Source organism: Streptomyces sp. NBC_00988, from assembly GCF_045162645.1.
In the GTDB taxonomy this organism is placed as follows: domain Bacteria; phylum Actinomycetota; class Actinomycetes; order Streptomycetales; family Streptomycetaceae; genus Streptomyces.
Genome location: NZ_CP108730.1, coordinates 6681853 through 6702592, shown reverse-complemented (window position 1 = coordinate 6702592; position 20740 = coordinate 6681853). Strand labels below are relative to the sequence as shown.

Annotated in this window: 20 protein-coding genes; 8 read left to right on the top strand and 12 right to left on the bottom strand. The window is 70.2% G+C overall.

Features of this window, described 5'->3' with window-relative positions; all coding sequences use genetic code 11:
• Nucleotides 1-396: 396 nt before the first annotated feature.
• Both OG496_RS30810 and OG496_RS30805 read right to left on the bottom strand, forming a co-directional pair.
• Entirely contained in the window at nt 397-1464 is a 1068-nt protein-coding gene (locus OG496_RS30810) for an aspartate-semialdehyde dehydrogenase (protein WP_405973222.1), read from the bottom strand.
• Nucleotides 1464-2735 carry an aspartate kinase gene (locus OG496_RS30805; protein WP_266860030.1) on the bottom strand — a complete coding sequence of 424 codons (1272 nt, stop codon included), beginning with the start codon at nt 2733-2735 and terminating at the stop codon, nt 1464-1466. Before OG496_RS30805 ends, OG496_RS30810 begins: the two co-directional genes overlap by 1 nt.
• Nucleotides 2736-2921: 186 nt before the next feature.
• On the opposite strand from OG496_RS30805, the gene OG496_RS30800 reads away from it, so the two are divergent.
• The gene (locus OG496_RS30800; protein WP_405973221.1) at nt 2922-3608 is read left to right on the top strand and encodes a response regulator transcription factor; all 687 of its coding nucleotides are present in this window, start codon (nt 2922-2924) and stop codon (nt 3606-3608) included.
• Entirely contained in the window at nt 3605-4894 is a 1290-nt protein-coding gene (locus OG496_RS30795; protein WP_405973220.1) for an ATP-binding protein, read from the top strand. Before OG496_RS30800 ends, OG496_RS30795 begins: the two co-directional genes overlap by 4 nt.
• Here the strand turns inward: OG496_RS30795 and OG496_RS30790 are convergent.
• Both OG496_RS30790 and OG496_RS30785 read right to left on the bottom strand, forming a co-directional pair.
• A complete protein-coding gene (locus tag OG496_RS30790; protein ID WP_366494469.1) occupies nt 4860-5360 on the bottom strand; it encodes an SgcJ/EcaC family oxidoreductase in 501 nt (166 codons plus the stop codon). The two genes, OG496_RS30795 and OG496_RS30790, sit on opposite strands and share 35 nt — an antisense overlap.
• Before the next feature lie 105 nt (nt 5361-5465).
• Nucleotides 5466-5657 (bottom strand): hypothetical protein, encoded by a 192-nt coding sequence (locus OG496_RS30785; protein ID WP_366494470.1) that lies wholly within the window; start codon nt 5655-5657, stop codon nt 5466-5468.
• 148 nt (nt 5658-5805) lie between these two features.
• Between OG496_RS30785 and OG496_RS30780 the strand changes: the two genes are divergently transcribed.
• Entirely contained in the window at nt 5806-6525 is a 720-nt protein-coding gene (locus tag OG496_RS30780) for a TSUP family transporter (protein WP_405973219.1), read from the top strand.
• On the opposite strand, the gene OG496_RS30775 is transcribed toward OG496_RS30780, so the two are convergent.
• From OG496_RS30775 to OG496_RS30760, 4 genes are all read right to left on the bottom strand, one after another.
• Nucleotides 6526-7026: a Uma2 family endonuclease gene (locus tag OG496_RS30775; protein WP_405973218.1), complete on the bottom strand. Its 501-nt coding sequence runs from the start codon at nt 7024-7026 to the stop codon at nt 6526-6528.
• 277 nt (nt 7027-7303) lie between these two features.
• The gene (locus tag OG496_RS30770; RefSeq protein WP_405973217.1) at nt 7304-7966 is read right to left on the bottom strand and encodes a DUF5063 domain-containing protein; all 663 of its coding nucleotides are present in this window, start codon (nt 7964-7966) and stop codon (nt 7304-7306) included.
• Nucleotides 7959-8558 carry a recombination mediator RecR gene (gene recR, locus OG496_RS30765; RefSeq protein ID WP_019063094.1) on the bottom strand — a complete coding sequence of 200 codons (600 nt, stop codon included), beginning with the start codon at nt 8556-8558 and terminating at the stop codon, nt 7959-7961. The genes OG496_RS30770 and recR overlap by 8 nt, the downstream gene beginning before the upstream one ends.
• A gap of 69 nt (nt 8559-8627) precedes the next feature.
• The gene (locus OG496_RS30760) at nt 8628-8972 is read right to left on the bottom strand and encodes a YbaB/EbfC family nucleoid-associated protein (protein ID WP_266860004.1); all 345 of its coding nucleotides are present in this window, start codon (nt 8970-8972) and stop codon (nt 8628-8630) included.
• A 261-nt stretch (nt 8973-9233) separates the two neighbouring features.
• Here OG496_RS30760 and OG496_RS30755 point away from each other — a divergent pair, with 261 nt between their 5' ends.
• On the top strand, nt 9234-9944 hold the full coding sequence (locus tag OG496_RS30755) for an SLATT domain-containing protein (protein ID WP_405973216.1): 711 nt from the start codon (nt 9234-9236) through the stop codon (nt 9942-9944).
• An 18-nt stretch (nt 9945-9962) separates the two neighbouring features.
• Here OG496_RS30755 and OG496_RS30750 read toward each other — a convergent pair whose 3' ends face one another.
• The 4 genes from OG496_RS30750 to OG496_RS30735 form a co-directional block, all read right to left on the bottom strand.
• Nucleotides 9963-11489: a substrate-binding domain-containing protein gene (locus OG496_RS30750; protein WP_405973215.1), complete on the bottom strand. Its 1527-nt coding sequence runs from the start codon at nt 11487-11489 to the stop codon at nt 9963-9965.
• A gap of 142 nt (nt 11490-11631) precedes the next feature.
• Nucleotides 11632-13695, bottom strand: coding sequence for a protein kinase domain-containing protein (locus OG496_RS30745; RefSeq protein ID WP_405973214.1), 2064 nt, complete (start codon nt 13693-13695; stop codon nt 11632-11634).
• Nucleotides 13696-13997: 302 nt separating this feature from the next.
• The gene (locus tag OG496_RS30740) at nt 13998-14480 is read right to left on the bottom strand and encodes a MarR family transcriptional regulator (RefSeq protein WP_366494476.1); all 483 of its coding nucleotides are present in this window, start codon (nt 14478-14480) and stop codon (nt 13998-14000) included.
• On the bottom strand, nt 14477-15091 hold the full coding sequence (locus tag OG496_RS30735) for a type 1 glutamine amidotransferase family protein (protein ID WP_366494477.1): 615 nt from the start codon (nt 15089-15091) through the stop codon (nt 14477-14479). Before OG496_RS30735 ends, OG496_RS30740 begins: the two co-directional genes overlap by 4 nt.
• A gap of 157 nt (nt 15092-15248) precedes the next feature.
• On the opposite strand from OG496_RS30735, the gene OG496_RS30730 reads away from it, so the two are divergent.
• The 4 genes from OG496_RS30730 to OG496_RS30715 all read left to right on the top strand — a co-directional run bounded on the left by OG496_RS30730 (nt 15249) and on the right by OG496_RS30715 (nt 20703).
• The gene (locus OG496_RS30730; protein ID WP_405973213.1) at nt 15249-16604 is read left to right on the top strand and encodes an aspartate aminotransferase family protein; all 1356 of its coding nucleotides are present in this window, start codon (nt 15249-15251) and stop codon (nt 16602-16604) included.
• 167 nt (nt 16605-16771) lie between these two features.
• A complete protein-coding gene (locus OG496_RS30725; protein ID WP_366494896.1) occupies nt 16772-17476 on the top strand; it encodes a GntR family transcriptional regulator in 705 nt (234 codons plus the stop codon).
• Nucleotides 17477-17517: 41 nt separating this feature from the next.
• A complete protein-coding gene (locus OG496_RS30720; protein WP_405973212.1) occupies nt 17518-19962 on the top strand; it encodes a dolichyl-phosphate beta-glucosyltransferase in 2445 nt (814 codons plus the stop codon).
• A gap of 90 nt (nt 19963-20052) precedes the next feature.
• On the top strand, nt 20053-20703 hold the full coding sequence (locus OG496_RS30715) for a hypothetical protein (RefSeq protein WP_366494480.1): 651 nt from the start codon (nt 20053-20055) through the stop codon (nt 20701-20703).
• Nucleotides 20704-20740: the final 37 nt, after the last annotated feature.

Sequence of the window (20740 nt, the reverse complement as noted above, 5' to 3'; positions counted from 1 at the left end):
GTTGTACGCGTCGGCCGTCACATTTACGTCAGACGAAACCGACAGTCCACACACCTGTCTTGCGTCCTCACCCACCCGTCTGGTGTCAGGCAGCACAACCGGCAGTGCGTCGAACACCCTCATGCCTACCCGCTCTTCCCCTGTGTCACGAAATGTCCGGGACGTCCCCACGTCCCTTACCGCATCACCACGCGCCCACCTGAAGGGCGTTCGCAAAGACGCTCCCCGCTCGCCGCGCGGTTGCGGGAAGCGGGGAGTGAAATCTTCGGATGCGGAGGTGGCTGGATTCAAGGGGTCCCAACCATTAATCCGGCCACATCGCGCACGCTGATCCTACAAACTCGTGCGCCACTGGCCAGCAGATTTACGGCCGGGCAGGGTAGGTGGGGCCTGCACTCACGCCAGCTCGCGGGCCACCAGCTCGGCGATCTGCGCGGTATTGAGGGCGGCTCCCTTGCGCAGATTGTCGCCGCAGACGAACAGTTCGAGCGCCGTCGGGTCGTCCAGCGCCCGCCGCAGCCGCCCCACCCACGTCGGGTCGGTGCCCACCACGTCGGCGGGCGTGGGGAACTCCCCGGCGGCCGGATTGTCGAACAGGACGACCCCCGGGGCCGTGGCGAGGATCTCGCGCGCCCCGTCGACGGTGACCTCGCCCTGGAAGCGGGCGTGGACGGTCAGGGAGTGCGTGGTGACCACCGGGACGCGCACGCAGGTCACCGCGACCGGCAGCGCGGGCAGCCCGAGGATCTTGCGGGACTCGTCCCGCACCTTCATCTCCTCCGAGGACCAGCCGTCCTCACGCAGCGACCCGGCCCACGGTACGACGTTCAGCGCGACCGGCTCCGGGAACGGCCCGGTGTTGTCCCCGACGGCCCGCCGTACGTCACCGGGCTTGGTGCCCAGGTCCGTACCGGCCACGAGGGACAGCTGCTGGCGCAGGGTGTCCACACCGGCGCGCCCGGCCCCGCTCACCGCCTGGTACGACGACACCACCAGCTCGCGCAGCCCGAACTCGGCGTGCAGCGCGCCCACGGCGACGATCATCGACAGGGTCGTGCAGTTCGGGTTGGCGATGATCCCGCGCGGACGGTGCCGGACCTTGTGCGGGTTGACCTCGGGGACCACCAGGGGCACCTCGGGGTCCATCCGGAAGGCGCCCGAGTTGTCGACGACGACCACGCCCTTGGCGGCGGCGACCGGCGCCCACTGGGCGGCGACCTCGTCGGGGACGTCGAACATCGCGACGTCGACGCCGTCGAAGGCCTCCTCCGTCAGGGCCACCACCTCGACCTGCTCCCCGCGCAGGGCCAGCTTGCGGCCGGCCGAGCGCGGAGAGGCGATCAGGCGGATCTCGCCCCAGATGTCCGCATGCTGGGACAGGATCTGGAGCATGACCGTGCCGACGGCCCCGGTCGCGCCGACCACGGCGAGCGTCGGACGCACGGTCGCTCCGGTGCTGGCCATCAGCGGCCGGTGCCTCCGTAGACGACGGCCTCGTCGCTGTCGGAGTCGAGGCCGAACGCCGTGTGCACGGCGCGGACGGCCTCGTTGACGTCGTCGGCGCGGGTGACCACCGAGATACGGATCTCGGAGGTCGAGATCAGCTCGATGTTGACGCCCGCGTCGGACAGGGCGGTGAAGAAGTCGGCGGTGACGCCGGGGTTCGTCTTCATGCCGGCGCCGACCAGGGAGATCTTGCCGATCTGGTCGTCGTAGCGCAGCGACTCGAAGCCGATGCCGCCCTTGTTCTTCTCCAGGGCGTCGATGGCCTTGCGGCCCTCCGCCTTGGGGAGGGTGAAGGAGATGTCCGTGAGGCCCGTCGAGGCCGCCGACACGTTCTGCACGATCATGTCGATGTTGACCTGCGCGTCGGAGATCGTCCGGAAGATCACCGCGGCCTCGCCCGGCTTGTCGGGCACGCCGACGACCGTGATCTTGGCCTCGGAGGTGTCGTGCGCGACACCGGAGATGATGGCCTGCTCCACCTTCTGGTCCCCAATCGGCTCACTGCTGACCCATGTGCCCTGAAGTCCGCTGAAGCTGGACCGCACATGGATCGGGATGTTGTATCGGCGGGCGTACTCCACACAGCGGTGGAGCAGCACCTTGGAGCCGGAGGCGGCGAGCTCCAGCATGTCCTCGAAGACGATCCAGTCGATCTTCCGCGCCTTCGGCACCACCCGCGGGTCGGCGGTGAACACACCGTCGACGTCGGTGTAGATCTCGCACACCTCGGCGTCGAGCGCGGCGGCGAGGGCGACGGCGGTGGTGTCGCTGCCACCCCGCCCCAGCGTGGTGATGTCCTTCTTGTCCTGGCTGACGCCCTGGAACCCGGCGACGATGGCGATGTTGCCCTCGTCCAACGCCGTACGGATGCGACCGGGCGTGACGTCGATGATCCGCGCTTTGTTGTGGACCGAGTCGGTGATGACGCCTGCCTGGCTGCCCGTGAACGACTGGGCCTCGTGGCCCAGGTTCTTGATCGCCATGGCCAGCAGCGCCATGGAGATCCGCTCTCCGGCGGTCAGCAGCATGTCGAACTCACGCCCGGCGGGCATCGGAGATACCTGCTCGGCGAGATCGATCAGCTCGTCCGTCGTGTCGCCCATCGCGGAAACGACGACGACCACTTGGTGGCCGTTCTTCTTCGCTTCGACGATTCGCTTGGCGACGCGCTTGATGCCCTCGGCATCGGCTACGGAGGAGCCTCCGTACTTCTGCACGACAAGGCCCACGTGCGCTCCTCGCTCAGTCCTGTGTGTCGGCTCAGTTTAACGAGCGCCCGAAATTCCCTTCCCAGGTATCGCATGGTGAGATTCGGACGCCCAGGTCAGCGCATGCCCACTCAAGGGGTGCGGGAAAAGTGCCAAGGGTCACAGGTCACGCCTGTGAATTAAGTTTCAAGCATTAAGGTGCGCCGTGTGCGCGTACTTCTGGTGGAAGACGATGAGCCGGTCGCCGAGTCCCTGCGACGCGGACTGATCCGCTACGGCTTCGAGGTCGACTGGGTCACCACGGGCGCCGCCGCCCTGGCCCACTCCGCCCCCTACGACGTCGTCCTGCTCGACCTCGGCCTGCCCGACACCGACGGCCTCGACGTCTGCAAGGCGCTGCGCGCCCGCGGCGACGTCCCGATCATCGTGATCAGCGCGCGCAGCGACGAGACGGACCGGGTGGTCGGCCTGGAACTGGGCGCGGACGACTACGTCTCGAAACCGTTCGGCGTCCGGGAGGTCATCGCACGCATAAGGGCGGTGATGCGCCGCGCCCAGCCCCGCGCCGCCGCCGAGGCCGCCGGCCCCGACGAGTACGGCACCCGCCTCACCATCGACCGCAAGGCCGCCCGCGTCCGCCTCGACGGCGAGGAGGTCCCCCTCGCGCCCAAGGAGTACGACCTGCTGTCGTTCCTCACCGAGGAGCCCGGCGCGCTGATGTCGCGCGAGCAGATCATGGAAGCGGTCTGGGACGCGAACTGGTTCGGCCCGACGAAGACGCTCGACGTCCATGTGGCGGCGCTACGGCGGAAGTTGGCGGGCGCGATCACGATCGACGCGGTACGAGGGGTCGGTTTCCGCCTGGAGATCACAGACAGCGCGTCTCCCTCATGATCCGGCAGCTCATCGTCAGCTACGTCCTGCTCGTGGCCGTGGCGCTGACCGCGTTCACCGTGCCCGTCGCCTTCACGCTGACCGCCCAACTCCGCGGTGACACCGAGCAGTCGGTGGAGCGTGAGGCGAAGACGATGGCCCTCCTCCTGAGCGGCGACGCCGCCTCGCGCGCCGCCCTGGACCGCATGGTCGTGGCGTACGCGCAGGAGACCCCCGGCACGGCCGAGGTGCTGCCGGCCTCGCGCGCGAAGACCGCGACACACTGGGGCGACGGGGAGTTGGAGGTGACGGCACCGGCGAAGCGCGACGGCCGGACGGTCGGCGCCGTACGCATCACGTACCCGACCTCCGACCTGACCCGGCGCCTGATTCAGATCTGGGGTTTCCGGGCGATCCTCGCCCTCGCCGTCCTGGCGGTGGCGGCCGGCCTGGGCGCGATCGTGGCCCGCCGCCTCACCCGCCCTCTGCGCCAACTCAACGACATGGCGAGCAAGTTCAGCGACGGCGACCTGACCGCCCGCTCCCCCGTGACGGGCCCGCACGAGACGCAGACACTCGCCCGCACCCTCAACCAGGGTGCCGAACGCCTCGACACCCTCATCGCCTCGCAGAGCATCTTCGTGGCCGACGCCTCCCACCAACTCCGCACCCCGCTCACGGCGTTGAGACTCTCGCTGGACAACATCGCGGACGGCGTGGACGACGAGTTCGTACGGGAGGACGTGGAACAGGCGACGGCGGAGGTGGTCCGGATGAGCCGCCTGGTCAACGGCCTGCTGGTGCTGGCGCGGGCCGAGGCGAAGGTGACGGCGGCGGAACCTCTACCGCTTCGGGAGATCGTGGCCGAACGCCTCTCGGTGTGGAGACCGGCCGCCGACGAGCGCGGAGTACACATCGCGCTCGGGGGGAGTGTCGTCGACGGCCGGCCGCTCGTGCTGGCCAGTCCCGGTCATCTCGAACAGGTCCTGGACAACGTGCTGTCGAACGCCCTGGAGGTGTCACCGGACGGCGCGACGATCACCGTACGGTCCGAACTCCGGGGCGACGAGGTCGAGTTGACGGTGGCGGACGAGGGCCCCGGCATGTCCGACGCGGACAAGTCCCGCGCCTTCGACCGCTTCTGGCGCGGCCAGGGCCTCACCGGACGCTCCGGTTCGGGCCTGGGCCTCGCCGTCGTACGCCAGTTGGTGACGGACGACGGCGGAACGGTGGCTCTGCGGGACGCGCCCGACAGCGGGCTGTCGGTGGTCATCACCCTTCGGGCATCACCGAGGAGTGGTGGTTGACGATCAGCCACTTGCCGCCGCGCTTCTCGTACTCGTAGGTGTAACGGGCCTCCACCACACGCTTCTTGCCGGTCTTCGGGTCGGTGAGCGTGATGTCGTAGGCGCCCGCGTCGATGGCCGAGTCGCTGTCGAGGACGTTGATGTACGTCTCGACCTTCTTCGCGACCGGCTTGTTCGGCAGGAAGTGCTCGAAGTAGTCGACGATCTCGGCACGGTCGGTGCGGATCTCGTTGGAGACGGTCGGCAGGAGGACGGCGTCCGGCGCGTACCGGTTCGCGACCTTCTTCGGGTCGCCGGTCTGCAGGGCGGCGTTCCAGCCGTCGAAGAGGGCGGCTATCTGCTTCTTGCTGGGCTTGGCGTCGTGCTGGGGCCCGGCGGTCGCGGCGACGGTGCCGAGGGTACCGAGGGCCAGGACGGTGGTGACGGTGACGACTGCTGCACGCTTGCTCATGGACCGGCGGGTCATCTCAACTCCAGTGGTACTGGTGCCTTTTGGGATGACTCCAGCCTCGCTTTCGGCCGGTTAGCGCCCGTGCAGCGGACGTACAGGGGTCGGCCAGGGCTGGCCCAATTAACGCGCTGCGACCGCCTGACCACGGTCCCGGACGAGGCTGACACCGGCTCCCAGCGACACGACGCCCATACCGACGGCGGTCATCACGCCCTGCGTTCCGTCGACCACGAAGGGGGCGACCGCGGCGACGACCAGGTTGAACAGGAAGAGGAACCAGAGGACGGGCTTGGAGGAGAGGAGGTTCTTCATGACGGGCATCCTTGGGATCTCGGAGCCGGTGGCTCGTTCACCGGCTGACGAGTTCAACGATCCCGTTTCCGCAGGTCCGCGACGAGGGAGTGCGGTCCCGAACCGAGGGTGTAGCGGGCTACACCCTCCCCCTGAATGATGTTGCTCCATGACCACCGACATGCTCCTGGGCGGAATCGTCCTGCTCGGTGCCTCCGTCCAGTGGCTCACGGGCATGGGCTTCGCCCTGGTCGCCGTCCCGGCCCTCGTCCTCCTCCTCGGCCCGTCCCAGGGAGTGGTCCTCGCCAACTGCGCCGCCGGCGCGATCAGCGTCGTGGGCCTGGCAGGCGGCTGGCGACAGGTCCGGGCCCGCGCGATGGTCCCCCTGTGCGCGGCGGCGGTCTGCACGGTACCGGCGGGCGCCTGGATGACCCGCCAACTCCCCCCACCGGTCCTGTTGTTGGTGATGGGAGGCTTGGTGACGGCAGCCGTCCTCCTGGTGATGCGCGGCGCCCGGGTCCCGGCCCTGCGCGGCACGAAGGGCGCGGTCGCGGCGGGCGCGGCGGGCGGCTTCATGAACGCGGCGGCGGGCGTCGGCGGCCCACCGATCTCCCTGTACGCGGTCAACGCGGGCTGGACGGTACGGGAGTTCGTCCCCAACGCCCAGTTCTACGGCGTCGTCGTCAACGCGTTCTCGGTCGCGGCGAACGGGGTGCCCAGTTTGCGTACACCGCAGTGGGTCGCGGTCGTCGCCGCGATGGTGGTGGGCGGGGTGATCGGGCGGGGGCTGGCTGGGCGGATACCTGAACCTCGGGCGCGGGTGCTGGTGTTGTCGTTGGCGTTGGCGGGTGGGGTGACGGCGGTGGGGAAGGGGGTGTGGGGGCTGTGATCAGTCGGCGAACTCCTTGAGGGGCTCGGTGTCCAGGGTGATGTTCACGGGGCCCGGGATCTCGATGGTCGCGCCGAAGGGGAGCTTCTCCTGGTGGCGGTACCGGCCGTCCTCGGGCTGGTTGAGCAGAACGACCGAGCAGTCGTCACGGTCGATGAGGAGGTAGACGGGGATGCCTGCGGCCGCGTACCCGTCGGGCTTCTCGACCCGGTCGCGCTGATTCGTGTCGGAGTCGTACGACGTGATCTCCACCGCCATCAGTACTCCCCCGGCCTCGGACCACTCCCCATGCCCCTTGAGGCCGCCCTTGGGCACCAGGATTCCGTCCGCGCGAGCGCGCCCCTTGCGATAGGCCTCGGTCTTGAGGCCCCGCTCCGGACAGAGGCGAAGGTCGGGACGCAGTTGCATGCGCCGCTCCAGTGGCCACATGTGGACCTCGCGGTGGTTGCCGTCCGGCGCGGACTTGACCTGGACCTTCCCCTTGATGAACTCCAGCCGCACGGTCTCGGGGGCATGGCGCAGCGAGTAGTCGACGCAGTGGACGGCACACTCCGACCACCGCCCCGGGATGCGTAATCGGAGGATTCGGGCAACCGGGTCCGACTTGTGCGCAGGTGGGCGAGGGGTGAGCCCGCCGGACGTGGCCCAAATCCTCCAATGAACGACGCCGCCCAACGCCCACCCGCACCAGCCCCGGCCACCGTTCGTGTCCCTGGCGTCGGCAACCTGTGTCAGTCCTGCGCCTCGCGGAACCCTCGCAGGTCGCAACCCATCTGGGTCACTTCACCGGCCTGATCCCCAGCGGTCCCGCGATCTCCTCCGCCATCACCGCGCCCGCCTCGAACTCCAGGGTCTCGTCGCCCATGACGCTCTGGTCCGTGTCCAGGCCGTCCAGTTCCGGGAGGGGCTGGTTGAGGCGGACGTGGGCGACCAGGGACTGGAGGGCGCGGAGGGTTGCCGAGGCGGTGGAGCCCCAGTTGGAGAAGTAGGAGAACTGCCACCACCACATGGCCTCCGTGGTGCGGCCGGCGCGGTAGTGGGCCATGCCGTGGCGGAGGTCGGTGATGACGTCGGCGAGGTCATCCGAGATACGGGCCGGTACCGGGGCCTTGCGCGGCTCGTAGGGGTCGAAGACCTCCGAGTACACGTCGATCGGCTCCAGCATCACCGCGAAGCGCTCGCGGATCTCGTCCACGTCCGGCTCCGGGCCCAGGTCGGGCTCGTAGCGCTCGTCCGGGAGGATGTCCTCGTGCGCGCCCAACCGGCCGCCCGCCAGGAGGAGTTGGGACACCTCAAGGAGGAGGAAGGGGACCGCGGAGTCCGGGTCCTCGCCCTTCGCTACCTCGAACACGGCCACCAGGAAGCTCTCGACCTGGTCCGCGATCTGGACCGCGAAGTCGTCCGGGTCCGGATCGGTGGCATGCAGCGTGGCGTCAGACATCTAGGAGTCGTCTCCCCTCGAAGGCGCGGCCGAGGGTCACCTCGTCCGCGTATTCCAGGTCGCCGCCCACCGGGAGGCCGCTGGCCAGGCGGGTGACCTTGAGGCCCATGGGCTTGATCATGCGGGCGAGGTACGTGGCCGTGGCCTCGCCTTCCAGATTGGGGTCCGTGGCAAGGATCAGTTCCGTGACCGTACCGTCGGCCAACCGCGCGAGAAGTTCTCGTATACGCAGGTCGTCGGGTCCGACACCTTCGATCGGGCTGATCGCGCCGCCCAGGACGTGGTACTTGCCCCGGAACTCGCGGGTGCGTTCAACCGCCACGACGTCCTTCGGCTCCTCGACCACGCAGATCACCGTGAGGTCGCGGCGCGGGTCGCGGCAGATGCCGCACAGCTCTTCCTGCGCGACATTGCCGCAGGTCGCGCAGAAGCGGACCTTCGCCTTGACCTCCATCAGGCACTGCGCGAGCCGCCGTACGTCCGTCGGCTCCGCCTGCAGGATGTGGAAGGCGATCCGCTGCGCGCTCTTGGGACCGACGCCGGGGAGTCGCCCCAATTCGTCGATGAGGTCCTGGACCACGCCTTCGTACAACGGACTGCCTGCCCTTCCTGGAAGTCGAGCGGTACGTGCCGTACGTACCGTAGTTGGCCGCGGGCCGTCTTAGAAAGGCAGACCGGGGATACCGCTGCCGCCGCCGAGACCCTGCGCGAGCGGGCCGAGCTTCTGCTGCTGGAGGGTCTGCGCGTTCTCGTTGGCCGCCTGGACCGCCGCGACGATGAGGTCCGCGAGGGTCTCGGTGTCCTCCGGGTCGACCGCCTTCGGGTCGATCTTCAGCGCGCGCAGCTCGCCGGAACCGGTGACGGTGGCCTTGACCAGCCCGCCGCCCGCCTGTCCGTCGACCTCGGTCCGCGCCAGTTCCTCCTGCGCGGCCGCCAGGTCCTGCTGCATCTTCTGGGCCTGCTGCAGCAGCTGCTGCATATTGGGCTGGCCACCACCGGGAATCACGATCAGCTCCTGGTTTCGTACGGCTGTCGGTCATGGATACGGCTGGATGGGCGCGGTTTCCCCCGCCCGGCACGAGCCTACGTGGTCCGGGCAGTCATCGCTTCGGCACTCTTTCGAGTGAGTCTTCACCGTGTCCTATACCTGATCAAGACCCACTTCCGGGCGGAAAAGAGGTGAAACCAGATCCTTCGCCACCCATTGGGCGGTAGGAAGGGTCCGGCACATCAGCATCAGGTGTCACACGACGTAAGGGAGTGCCGGGTGGGTCAGCCGGAGATTCAGCCCGAAGGCGGCGATCTGGCCGGGCGGACGTTTCCGCTCGGGGACTGGGGCGAGCCGACGGCCCGGCTGGACGAGCTGTACCGGTGGGTCGAGCGCGGGGCGCTGGAGACGGCGGCCCGCTACCTCACGGACCGGGTGTGGAAGCGGCGCGGCGCGCGGATGCTGCGCGCGGGCGCGGCGCTGGGCGCGCTGGCGGGCGCCGGGCTGCCCCTGCTGGACCTCACCGGGGTGGTGGACGGGCTGGCCGCCTGGGGCTATCTGGCGCTGCTGCTGGGGGCCGCGTGCGTGGCCGGGGACCGGTTCTTCGGGATGACGTCCGGCTGGATGAGGGACGTCGCTACGGCGCAGGCCGTGCAGCGGCGTCTCCAGGTGCTCCAGTTCGACTGGGCGTCGGAGGGTGTGCGGGAGTTCCTGGGGCCCGCGGAGGGCACGGCGAGCGAGGCCGCGGACCGGTGTCTGGGGGTGCTGCGGCGCTTCTCGGAGGACGTGACGGAACTGGTCCGGGTGGAGACCGCCGACTGGATGGTGGAGTTCCGGACCGGGGCGGGGCCGCTGGGCATCCAGTCCGCGGTGGTCCCCGGGAGCCGGCAGGAGGGGACCGTCGTGCAGGGCAGGTTCCCGCAGCCGCCGGGGCCGGGCGGCGGCAGTCGGCCGAACATGCCGAGGCAGCGGCCGCCCGAGCCCCGCTGAGCCGATCCGCTCGCCGAGCTACGCGCAGAGCTTCAGGCCCTCCGGCGTCCAGCACGGGATGTGGCCGTGGGTGCGGATCACGTCCTGGCCGTTGCCCCGCGAGAGGTAGGTCAGGAAGCTCGACGCGAGGGAGTCGGCCGGGGGCTGGCCGTAGGTGTAGGCGTACTCGATCTCGCGGTACGGGTAGGAGCTCGTGCCGTGTTCGATGGCGTCCACGGAGGGCGGGTGGCCGTCCAGCCGGAGGGTGTGCAGGCCCTTGGCGCCGGAGGCGAGGGTGAGTTCGCTGTAGCCGATCGCGCCGGGGAGTTCGGCGACCTGGGTCAACACCTGGTCCGTGGAGTCGAGTTCACAGCGGATGACGGGCGCCGTCGGATCGTCCTTGTGAACACAGTCGACAGAGGAATTGGCGATCTCCCCGCGCTTCAGCACCCGGCGTTGGAACACCTGCCTCGTACCGGAGTTGGCGTCCCGGCTGACCAGATGCACGGCGAGGTTCGGCCCGCCGAGCTGCCGCCAGTTCTTGATCTCGCCCCGGTACAGGCGTCGTACGTCCGCGGTGGACAGGTCGTCGAGATGGATGCCGTCGTTGACGACGATCGCGAAGACCGACATCGCGACCCGGTTCTCGCGCAGTCGCGGCATGTCGCTCGGCTTGGGTCCGTCCGAGAGGGCCACGACGGCCGGTGAGCCGTTCTTCGACGCGAGCCCGGTGGCCTCCAACTCCCGTACGCCCGCGGTCGATCCGTGCGGGTCGACGATGACCTTCGCGCCCTCGCAGTCCCGTTCGTACTTCTTCGCGACCTCCTCCACGACCGGGGCGAAGGCGGTCGAACCGGTGACGGTGAGGGTGCCGTGCGCGCAGCCGATCGGCGGCGGGGTGTCGTCGCGGACCACGACGATCGCCGCCAGCGTCACCACGCACACCGTGAGCATGATGGTGATCAGCCGGGAGGCGCGGCTGAACAGGGGCGCCTTGTCGTCCGGGGTGGCGCTGCGGTTGGGGTGCACCTCGCCGTCGCGGATGCCGCCGATGAGCCGGATCGCGCAGCCGACGTCGCCGCCGGACAGCAGCACCAGGAGCTTGAAGTGGTCGCGGGGGTTGAGCGGGACGCGCGGGATGCGCAGGGTGTTGGTGTCGTAGCCGAGGCCGGCCGCCGGGGTGAAGTGGTCCATCAGATGGTCGGTGCCGACGGGCTGGGTGACCGAGACGCCGCGGATCGTGCGGTCGGTGAACACCGCGGTGAGGCCGTGGAGTTCGCGCCCGGTGTAGTCGTTGTCGGCGATGCTCTGCGAACCGTCGTTCTCGATGCGCAGCAGGACGAGGGTGGCGTCGGACATGCCGGGCGCCTCGTCGAAGAGACCGAGGCGTCTGTTCGCGCGGCCCGAACGGACGTCGTCGCCAATGGGGTTGTCCATCTGGACGCGGTAGCCGATCCGTTTGCGGCGCGGCACCCGGCGTTCGTACCAGACCATCACGCCGGACGCGACGATGCCGAGCACCGCCGTGCCCACGGCGACGACGTTCTCCGCGCTCAGCCACTCCACTGCGGGCCCCCGCTCCCCAGCCGGATCGTGGGGTCACGGTACGAGCGGCACCGGAAAACACGCAGGGGGTCCTGGCCGAAGTTCGCGTGACGTTCAACTGGCCCTGACGTGAAGGGAGTTCAGTTCACCGTCAGCCCGAGGTTCAGCCGGCCTTCGTGTACGTCAGCTTCTCCCCGTTGCTGGTGCTCACGCGCTCCAGCGTGGTGTCCGACAGCAGGGTGATCTCGGTGGCGGAGCCCGGGTTGCACGACGAGAGCGGCTTCCCGGAGGTGACGGTGGACGCCCCGATCGCCAATGGGCTCTCCCCGCCCGGCTCTTGGGCGAGGTCGGCGGTGAACTCGCAGTGGTAGCCGGGTCCGTCCGCGACGAGGGTGAGCACCGGCGACCCCACCTTCCCCTGCCGGATGGCGAGTTGGCGGGTGTTGTGGCCCGTGGCGTTGTCGATGGACGCGTTCCAGGTGCCGAGGTACCCGCTGGGTACGGCACCGTCGCCGGACGTCGTCGGAGAGGGCGAGGACGACCGGCTCGGCGTCGGCTCCCCTGTGCTCGGCCCCGGGGTCGTGGGCGCGGCGCTGGTGGCCTGGCCGCCCGAACCGGCCTTCGTACGCCCGCTGTTGCTCCCGCCCTTCATCAACGCGTACACCGAGCCACCGGCGCCCAGCGCGACGACCAGCGCGACCACGACGAGGAGTGCGGTGGACCGCCCGTTCCTGCGCGGCGGCTGGGGTTCCCCGTACACCGGGGCCATCCCGGCCGGCCCCGGGCCGTAGGGCGGGGTGGCACCGAGGCCGCCGTTGTGGGGGTAGGGGTTGTACGGCACCTGGCCGCCCCAGCCGAGGAGTTGACGGGCGGGGGGCTGGGGGTAGTCGGGGGCGGAGGGCTGGGGGTGCTGTTGCGGGTAGCCGTAGGCCGGGTGCGGGGGCTGTGGGGGCGGCGGTGTCCGGGTGGCTCCGGCCGGGTCCGCGACCACCGTCGGGACGTGGTTGTCCGGCGCCGCGACGGGCGCCGGTGCGGGTGGTGCCGGGGAGGACTCGTCGGAGGCGGGGGCGTGCTCGGGGGAGGCCTCGGAAGCTGTGGCTGCTTTACGCAGGAGGTCCGGCTTCTCTACGGCGACGGGGGCGGAAGCGGGAGTGGGCGCAGGAGCGGAAGCAGGAACGGGAGGAATAACGGGAGGAATCGCGGCGGAAACAGGCGCGGCGCCCTGAACCGCCTCCGGGCCCCCGCTGTCCCCGCTCTCCGGGGCCGGATCCGCTCGCTCCACCTCCACCCGTTCCAGCTCCGTCGTCTCCGGGTCCTCCGTGTCCAGCAACTGCACGGCATGGCGGCCGAGTTGGGCCACCAACGGGCCCGGCAGCCACGGGTCGCGGGAGCGGCCGCCGGAGACGGTGTCCTCGGCGCCCGTGCGGTCGAGGATGCGGTTGAGGGTGGGGCGGGTGGCCGGGTCCTTGCGGAGGCAGTCGCGGACGAGGTCGGCGATGCCCTCGGGGACGCCCGACAGGTCGGGTTCCTCCTGGGCGATGCGGAACATCAGGGCGTGGACACCGCTGTTCGCGGCGCCGAAGGGAAGGGTGCCGGTCGCGGCGTAGGCGAGGACGGAACCGAGGCAGAAGACGTCGCACGCCGGGGTGATGCGGTCGCCCCGCACCTGTTCCGGCGCCATGAAACCGGGCGAGCCGACCAGCGAGCCGGTGCGGGTGAGCCCGTCCCCGGCCTGTGTCTCCAGGGCTCGCGCTATGCCGAAGTCGATGACACGGGGGCCGTCGATGGTCACCAGCACGTTGGACGGCTTGAGGTCGCGGTGGACGATGCCGGCGGCGTGGATGTCCTGGAGCGCGTGCGCGAGCCCGGCCGCGAGGATCCGTACCGACCGCTCGGGCAGCGCCCCGTGATCGCGCCCGACGACCTGTTGCAGGCTCGGCCCGGCGACGTACCCGGTGGCCACCCACGGCACCTCGGCCTCGGTGTCCGCGTCCAGCACGGGCGCCGTCCAGTGGCCGCCGACCCGCCGCGCGGCCCGCACCTCCTGCCGGAACCGCGCCCGGAACTCCTCCTGCGCGGCGAGGTCCTCCCGCACCAGCTTCACGGCGACCGTGCGTCCCCGGTCCGACCGGGCCAGATACACGTGCCCCATGCCACCGGCGCCCAGCCGGGCCAGCAGCCGGTACGCCCCGATCCGCTGCGGATCGCCCGCCCCCAGTTTCTCCACGACCGCGCCGCCTCCCCTGAATTCCCCGGTCACGCCCCGGTCGCGCGCTGGTGCTCCGTGCTCCGCGACAGACCGAGAATAGTGCGGGGAATCGACGAGACGGACGGCCCGGTGTCTACGGTTCCGTAACGGCGAAGCCGTGCCCGTCACCGCTCGTCATCGCCCGTCACCGGGAGGCCCGAGGGCACCCGGATCAGGCGGGCGGAGGGCGGAGGCCGTCGGAATCAGGCCGACCGAACGCACCGGACACCACAGAACCGCGCCAACCACCGCACGGCCACGTCACGCCGGCCCCGGTCTCGTCACCGCTCGTCACCACGCGGCCCGAGGGTGTCACGGTCAGGCGGCCCGAGTTCGTCGAGCGCCGCCGACAACCGCTCCAGCATCTCCACCGCCTCCGCGAGCCGTGTCTGGCCGAGTGTCTCCGCCAGTCGGTCGGCGTACGCCGTGTGGCCCGGGCCGACGCGTGCGATCGCCGCCCGGCCCTCCGCCGTGGGTGCCAGGAGCTTGGCCCGTCGGTGGGCGGGATTGGCCCGGTACTCGGCCAGACCCCGTTCCACCAGGAGATCGGCGATCCGCTGGACGCTCTGCCGGGTGATGCCCATGGCCCGGGCGATCCCGGAGACCGGCAACGGCTCCCCGAGGACCGCGCCGAGCACCTGCCACCAGGCGGCGGTGAGCCCGGCGGGACGCGCCAACTCCTCGGCCACCGCAAGGAATTGGCCGTTCAGCCGGAAGACCCCGAGGGCACTGCGGCTGAGCAGTTCCTGACGCTCACGGCTCACAGCACGCCGGCCTTCTGGAGGACGCCGTACGCCTCCGCGTCCGAGTCGTGGAACAGGCGGTACCAGGCGTCGAGCACCTCGCCCTCGTACACCCCGAGCAGCCGGAAGACCTCCCGTGCGAAGGCGACGGGCTCGGTGGGACCGGCGGTGACCAGGTTCCCGTCGGTCACGGCGTCCGCGTCGACGTACCGCTCGCCGCCGCCGTACCCGGTGGCCGCCAGATAGAAGGAGACCGCGCCGGTGTGGTCCCGGTCGTCGAGCAGCCCCTCGCGCGCGAGCCCGGCGGTCGCCCCGCAGATAGCGGCGACGGGGACACCGGCGTCGAGGAACTCCCGTGCCGTACGGGCGAAGGGGGCGAGGTCGTCCCCCGTGTCCCACAGATCGGCGCCCGGGAGGATCAGCAGCGAGCTGTCCTCCGGCCGTACGTCGGCCAGGGCCAGGTCCGGCGCGACGCGGAGGCCGCCGATGCTCACCACCGGTTCACGGGTCGGCCCGACCGTCCGGATCCCGTACCCGGCGCGGGCGAGGTGGGCGGTCGTGTGGCCCGTCTCCCAGTCGGCGAGGGTGTCGTACACGGCGAGGTGCACGGGCTTGCGGGTGCTGCTGCTCATGACTCCTCCAGCCACTATGACAGGATACTGCGTTTTTGACAGCATACTGTCGTCAGCGTGGAGGGACAAGTGAATGGACAACCTGTCGCGGAAACCCCCCGACCACAGACAGGACGCCGATACCGCTTCCGCATCGCGGACATTTACGCTCACCCGCATGACCCCTCAGCCCAACCCCCAGGCCGGCGCCGCCGTGAAGGCCGCGGACCGTGCGCACGTGTTCCACTCCTGGTCCGCGCAGGAGCTCATCGACCCGCTCGCCGTGGCCGGCGCGGAGGGGTCGTACTTCTGGGACTACGACGGCAAGCGCTACCTGGACTTCACCAGCGGGCTCGTCTACACGAACATCGGCTACCAGCACCCGAAGGTCGTCGCCGCGATCCAGGAGCAGGCCGCGACGATGACCACCTTCGCGCCCGCCTTCGCGATCGAGGCCCGCTCGGAGGCGGCCCGGCTGATCGCCGAGCGGACGCCCGGGGACCTGGACAAGATCTTCTTCACCAACGGCGGCGCGGACGCGATCGAGCACGCGACGCGCATGGCCCGGCTGCACACCGGCCGCCCCAAGGTGATGTCCGCCTACCGCTCGTACCACGGCGGTACGCAGCAGGCGATCAACCTCACCGGGGATCCCCGCCGTTGGGCCAGCGACAGCGCCGCGGCCGGGGTCGTGCACTTCTGGACGCCCTTCCTGTACCGGTCCCGTTTCTACGCCGAGACCGAGGCGCAGGAGTGCGAGCGCGCGCTGGAGCACCTGGAGACGACGATCGCCTTCGAGGGGCCGGCGACGATCGCCGCGATCGTCCTGGAGACCGTTCCGGGGACCGCCGGGATCATGGTGCCGCCGCCCGGTTACCTCGCCGGGGTCCGGGAGATCTGCGACAAGTACGGGATCGTCTTCATCCTGGACGAGGTGATGGCCGGGTTCGGGCGGACCGGTGAGTGGTTCGCGGCGGATCTGTTCGACGTCGTACCGGACCTGATGACCTTCGCGAAGGGCGTGAACTCCGGCTATGTGCCGCTCGGCGGTGTCGCCATCTCCGGCGCGATCGCGGACACCTTCGGCAAGCGGCCCTACCCGGGCGGACTGACGTACTCCGGCCACCCGCTGGCCTGTGCCGCGGCCGTCGCGACGATCGGCGTCATGGCCGAGGAGGGCGTCGTGGAGAACACGAGGACCCTTGGTACGACGGTCGTCGAGCCCGCGCTGCGGGCGCTGGCCGAGCGGCACCCGAGCATCGGCGAGGTGCGGGGCGTCGGCATGTTCTGGGCGCTTGAGCTGGTGAAGGACCGGGAGACGCGCGAGCCGCTGGTGCCGTACAACGCGGCCGGTGAGGCGAACGCGGCGATGGCCGCCTTCGGAGCCGCCGCCAAGCAGCAGGGGCTGTGGCCGTTCGTCAACATGAACCGCACCCACGTCGTCCCGCCGCTCAACGTGACCGAGGCCGAGCTGAAGGAGGGCCTCGCCGCCCTGGACGCGGCGCTTTCCGTGGCGGACGAATTCACCGCGTAAAACGGCATGTAATTCGGCGCCGAATACACCTCTTAACGCCCGGAATGGGCGGGTCCGTTCACCTGGTGCCCGCATTCGGGCAGGGCGGGAACCCGAACGCGTAAGGTGGCGTGCTCGTAGACATATACGAGTACGCCATCGAACGCGATGAGGGAGACGCTCCGACGATGCCCGGAGGAAGCAGCGGCAGCGGCGCCGTGACCCGCAGCACCCTGCGGCAGCAGATCGCCGACGCGTTGCGCGACGAGGTCCTGGCGGGCCGGCTCCAGCCCGGTCAGGAGTTCACGGTGAAGGAGATCGCCGAGCAGTACGGCGTCTCCGCGACTCCGGTCCGGGAAGCGCTCGTCGATCTCTCCGCGCAGGGACTCCTGGAAGCCGACCAGCACCGCGGCTTCCGCGTCCACGAGTACTCGGTGGCCGACCACCGCGGGATGATCGAGGCCCGCGCCCTGGTCACCGAGGGCATGTTCCTGGCCCTGATCGAGGGCCACCCCGTCTTCGACCGCACCGACGACCCCCGTACGGTCGCCGCGCTCGCCGGTGTCCGCCGCCGCGGCGAGGAGGCGCAGCGCGCCGCCGACGCCGGTGACCTCACGGTGCTGATCGGCTACGACCTGCGCTACTGGCGCGAGTTGAGCGCCATGTTCGGCAACCCCTACCTCGGCGACTTCCTGCACCGGCTGCGCGTCCAGTCCTGGGTGTGCACGGTGCAGCACCTGCGCCGGCTGAGCGATCTGCGCGGCCGGCTGTGGTCCGAGCACACCGAACTGGTCGACGCCCTGGCGCGCCGCGACACCCCGGCCGCGCGCGCGATCGTCCTGGCGTACAACACGCACTCCCTCGACCTCATCGAGCGGCTGGCCGCCCGGTGACCGGACCGGAAAGGGCCGCTCCGGCCGTGGACAGTGCCTCCGTGGACCCCAGTTCCTCCGTGGACCCCAGTGCCGTCGTCGTGGACCTCAGTGTCGTCGTGCCCGCCTACAACGAGGAGCGGCGGCTCGGACCCACGCTCGACGCGATCACCACATACCTGAGGGACAACGAGGGCCGCTTCGGCGACTGGGAGATCATCGTCGCCGACGACGGCTCCGACGACGGGACCCGCGAGGTCGTCACCTCCCGCGCCGACCCCCGGGTGCAGCTCGTCACCAGCCCCCGCAACCGCGGCAAGGGCCACGCCCTGCGCCTCGGCGTCGCCGCCACGCGCGGGCACCGGGTCCTGGTCACCGACGCCGATCTGGCCGCGCCCATCGAGGAGTTGGAGAAACTCGACAAGGAGCTGAGCGAGGGCCACGCGGCCGCGATCGGCTCGCGCGCGGCGCCGGGCGCGACGATCGAGAGCCACCAGCATCCGATACGCGAACTCCTCGGCCGCGCGGGCAACTTCCTCATACGCCAGGCCGCGGTGCCCGGCATACGCGACACCCAGTGCGGCTTCAAGCTCTTCGAGGGCGACCGCGCCCGCGAGGCCTTCGCCGCCTCCCGCATCAACGGCTGGGGCATCGACGTGGAGGTCCTCCAGCACTTCCGCCGCGCCGACTGGGAGGTCGCCGAGGTGCCGGTGCGCTGGTCCCACCAGTCCGGCTCGAAGGTACGGCCCCTCGACTACGCCAAGGTCCTCACCGAACTCGGGCGCCTCCGCGCCCGCTCCCTGCGCCCGGTCGACATCCTGGTCGTCGTCCTCTTCCTCCTCATGTCGGTCGGCCTCTACTCGGGCCGCCTCTTCGACCCGGACCACCGCTACCTGGTCGACTCGCTCCAGGACCAGAACCAGTGGGAGTGGTTCTTCGCGGTCACGGCCGACAACGTGGCCCACCTCCACAACCCGTTCTTCTCGAACCTCCAGGGCTTCCCCGACGGCGTGAACCTCATGGCCAACACGGTCATGCTCGGCCTGTCGGTCCCCTTCGCGCCGCTCACCCTGCTGGCCGGCCCCGCGGTCTCGCTCAGCGTCTGCATGGCGCTCGGCCTCGCGGCCACGGCCGCCGCCTGGTACTGGCTGATCGTGAAGCGCGTCGTACGGCAACGGGCCGCGGCCTTCGTCGGCGCCTCGCTCGCGGCCTTCGCCCCGCCGATGGTCAGCCACGCGAACGCGCACCCGAACTTCGTCATCCTCTTCATGATCCCGCTGATCATCGACCGCGCTCTACGGCTGTGCGTGGGCACCCGGGTCGTCCGCGACGGCCTCGTGCTCGGCGTGATGGCGGCCTACCAGATCTTCCTCGGCGAGGAGCCGCTCCTCCTCGCGTCGATCGGCATGGTCCTGTTCGCCGCGTCCTACGGAGCCCTCAACAGGGATGTCGTCCAGGCGTCCTGGCGCCCACTCCTCAAGGGCCTGGGCATCGCGGCCGGGGTCTGCGCGCCGATCATCCTGATCCCGCTCTACTACCAGTTCATGGGCCCGCAGAGCTACAAGAGCGTCCTGCACGGAGACAACGCCGGCAACAGCCCCCTCGCCCTGCTCTCCTTCGCCGAACGCTCCCTGATCGCGGGCAACGAGGTCCGCGCGAACTCCCTCGCCCTCAACCCCACCGAGCAGAACGCCTTCTACGGCTGGCCGCTCGTCGCCCTCGCCTTCGCCATCGTCGTACGCCTGTGGGAGCACGCGCTCGTCAAGGCGCTGGCGTTCACGGCGGTCGCGGCGGCGATCCTCTCCATGGGCCCCAAGATCCGCATCCCGCTCACGGACACGGTCTACCCGGGCCCGTGGGCCCTGCTCGCCCACAAGCCGCTCTTCGAGTCGGTGATCGAGGGCCGGGTCGCGATGATCTGCGCACCGGCACTCGGCATGCTGCTGGCGATCGCGGTGGACAAGCTGGCGGCGACGCGCCAGATAGGCACGCAGTACGTAGGTCTCCTGGCCGTGTGCATGGCCGTGATCCCGATCATCCCCGCACCCCTGAAGGCGGTCGACCGGGCGACGGTGCCGGCCTTCTTCACGGACGGCACCTACAAGTCGTACGTCCGCACCGGCGAATCCATCGTCCCGGTCCCGCTCGCCGACCCGGGCTCGGCGGAACCCCTGCACTGGCAGACGGCGTCCGGCCTCGGCTTCAAGATGCCGGGCGGCTACTTCAACGGCCCCTACGGCGACGACCGCATCGGCATCTACGGCGCCTCACCCCGCTACACCTCCAACATGCTGCGGGACGTGCGCTACACCGGCGTCATCCCCACCATCGGCAAGAACTGGCAGGCGCAGGCCAAGGTCGACTTCGCGTACTGGCACGCGGGCGCGCTGGTGATCGCGCCACAGCCCAACGACGACAAGCTCCGCACCGCTGTGGAAAAGCTGGTCGGCAAACCCGGTAAGTGGGTGGACGGCGTGTGGGTATGGGACCTGCACGAGGGGAGCTGACCCGGGCCGCACCGACTACTCTTCCCCCTACTCTTGCCTGACCACCATGCGAGATCCACGATGCGCAGCGAGTAACCGAGGAGCCCCCTTTTGGCCTGTGACCTGTGGCTGGTCCCGCTCGTCGACGTGTTGTGCCACACCCCCGACAATCCGTTCGCCGAGGAACTCGCGCTCTACAACTCCCTGTTGGCCGAGGCCGGGCTCCCCCCGGTGCCGGTGTACCAGTACATGCCGGGACTGTCCGGCGAGGTCGCCCCGGTCGCGGGCTTCGACTACGACGCGCTGCACTTCCTGCGCCGGGCCTACCTCCTCCAGGTCTGCGGTCTCCCGGTGACGCCGGTGGACGAACTGGGCGGCGACTACGAACAACTCCTGGAGATGTTCGAGACCACGGCCCAGCAGTCCCACCTGGTCTGGCACTACGACCACGCGGGCGCCTACGTCCCGGTCGACTTCCCGCACCCGCTCGCGAACGACGAACTCCTCGCCGGCGGCGGCCCGTTGGGCTCGTCCCAAGCCCTGCTCCGCGAGCTGGAGTTCGTGGCCCCGACGATCGGCATCGACCCGGCGAACCCACCGGCGACGCCCGAACCCCCGTCCGCTCCCACGGAGTTGGAGGAACCGGCTGTGGCCGCACCGTACGATCCCAGCCCGTTCGCGCGTGAGCGGCACGTGTGGCTGGGCCTGCACGCGGCGGCGACGCGCAGCCTGGCCCAGGGCTCGATGATCGTGTTCAGCTAGTACGCCAGCCGTATGGGTCCGCTGCGGCTTCCGACCC

Coding starts and splice junctions, on each gene's coding strand:
- OG496_RS30810 (WP_405973222.1), bottom strand. CDS start 1,464: ATGGCCAGCACCGGAGCGACCGTGCGTCCGACGCTCGCCGTGGTCGGC.
- OG496_RS30795 (WP_405973220.1), top strand. CDS start 3,605: ATGATCCGGCAGCTCATCGTCAGCTACGTCCTGCTCGTGGCCGTGGCG.
- OG496_RS30790 (WP_366494469.1), bottom strand. CDS start 5,360: ATGACCCGCCGGTCCATGAGCAAGCGTGCAGCAGTCGTCACCGTCACC.
- OG496_RS30785 (WP_366494470.1), bottom strand. CDS start 5,657: ATGAAGAACCTCCTCTCCTCCAAGCCCGTCCTCTGGTTCCTCTTCCTG.
- OG496_RS30780 (WP_405973219.1), top strand. CDS start 5,806: ATGACCACCGACATGCTCCTGGGCGGAATCGTCCTGCTCGGTGCCTCC.
- OG496_RS30770 (WP_405973217.1), bottom strand. CDS start 7,966: ATGTCTGACGCCACGCTGCATGCCACCGATCCGGACCCGGACGACTTC.
- OG496_RS30735 (WP_366494477.1), bottom strand. CDS start 15,091: ATGAGCAGCAGCACCCGCAAGCCCGTGCACCTCGCCGTGTACGACACC.
- OG496_RS30730 (WP_405973213.1), top strand. CDS start 15,249: ATGACCCCTCAGCCCAACCCCCAGGCCGGCGCCGCCGTGAAGGCCGCG.
- OG496_RS30725 (WP_366494896.1), top strand. CDS start 16,772: ATGCCCGGAGGAAGCAGCGGCAGCGGCGCCGTGACCCGCAGCACCCTG.